This is a genomic window from Nonomuraea sp. NPDC050022 (assembly GCF_044460705.1).
GTDB lineage: Bacteria > Actinomycetota > Actinomycetes > Streptosporangiales > Streptosporangiaceae > Nonomuraea.
Map to the genome: position 1 here is coordinate 1 of NZ_JBITKE010000035.1, position 1,609 is coordinate 1,609.

The 1,609-nt window shown below is 68.9% G+C and carries 1 protein-coding gene; it reads left to right on the plus strand.

Going from position 1 to position 1,609, the window contains the following annotated elements; all coding sequences use genetic code 11:
* Positions 1–1,609: hypothetical protein (locus ACIBO2_RS58820; protein WP_397305361.1), on the plus strand; the 1,609-nt coding region annotated here is incomplete at both ends.

The window sequence follows — 1,609 nt, forward strand, 5'->3', positions numbered from 1 at the left end:
CTGACAGACGGCATGAAGATCCGCTGGCGAGTACGCGGCATCACCACCGCCGGCGCGGAAGGCACATGGTCCCCCTGGCAGAACGCCGTGGTGGATGTGACGAAGCCGGCGGCGTCCGATGCGGGGCTGACCCCGGCGACCAAGGGTGCGACGTCGTGGACGGCGTCGTCGGTTACGCCGTGGATGTACGCCAAGGTCAGCGACCCTGATTCACGTGCTTCGCGTTTGTGGGCGCAGGTCGAGCACGACCCAGCCGTTCCCGCGCAGGGTACGGGGCTGATCTGGGAGGGCAAGGGAACCACGGCGTACGCCTCGGGAGGCAACGCGTGGGTGCAGGTCCCGGCAGGAAAGCTGACGGACGGGATGAAGGTCCGCTGGCGGGTACGCGGTGAAACCACCACCGGCGCCCTCGGCCCATGGACCGACTGGTCCGCTGCCGGCATCGACCTCCGCAAACCGTCGGTGGCGGGCCTGTCGATGACGCCGGCGACCTGGGATGCCGGAACCTGGACAGCGGCGGCGACCTCGCCATGGCTCTACGCGAAGGTGACCGACCCGGAGACCAGAGACTCTCTACTCGCCGTGGAGATCGAGCACGACCCGGCCGCGACCGGTCAAGGCAGCGGCCTGATCTGGACCGGGAAGGGCGCTCAGCCGTACTACTCCGGCGACAACGCGCTGGTGCAGGTGCCGGGCGGGAAGCTGTCCGATGGAATGAGGATCCGCTGGCGGGCGCGTGCTGAGACCACCACCGGCGCCATCAGCCCGTGGTCGGATTGGACCCAAGCACGCATCGACCTCAACAAGCCGTCGGTCGAGTCGCTGGGCATGGATCCCGCGCTTCCCGGTTCCGCGTCGTGGACGGCGGGGACGTTGACGCCGTGGCTGTTCGCGAAGGTCACCGATCCGGAGAACCGGTCGAGCAAGCTCAACGTGGAAGTGGAGCACGACCCGGCTGCCGCGGGGCAGGGTACGGGGCTGATCTGGTCGGGTTCCTCGGACAAGGCGTACGCGACGGGGACGATCGCCTGGGCGGTCCTGCCGTCCGGGAAGCTGACCGATGGCTGGCAGATCCGCTGGCGGGCTCGCGCCACCACCACGTCCGGCGTGTCGGGGCCGTGGTCGGAGTGGGTGTCGGCGCGTGTGGACACGACGGTGTTCAAGACGATCCCGCCCGGCCCTGTCGTGAGCACGGTGTCCGCATCTGTCGGCCAGTTGGTGTCGGGCAAGTGGATATTACCGAGCACCAGTCCGTCCTTCACCGCCGCGATCTCCGATGCTGACCGGCGGCCCGGTGTGCTGGAGGCGGAGGTCGAGCACGACCCGGCGGCGACCGGCCAAGGTACGGGGCTGATCTGGACAGGGCAGAGCACGACGTTCGGGGATACCTGTTTCACGAACCAGACGTGTTCGGCTTCGCATGAGTCGCCCGAGGTGACAGGGTTGCAGAACGGCTGGCAGATCCGGTGGCGGGTTCGCGCGGTGGTGCAGTCCACCGCGACTCCGGGCGCGCTGGTGTCGGGCCCGTGGTCGGAGTGGCAGGCCGGACGGGTGGACACCTCCAAGCCGGTGGTGTCAGAGATGTCGGCCTCCCCAGGACAGCAGGTGG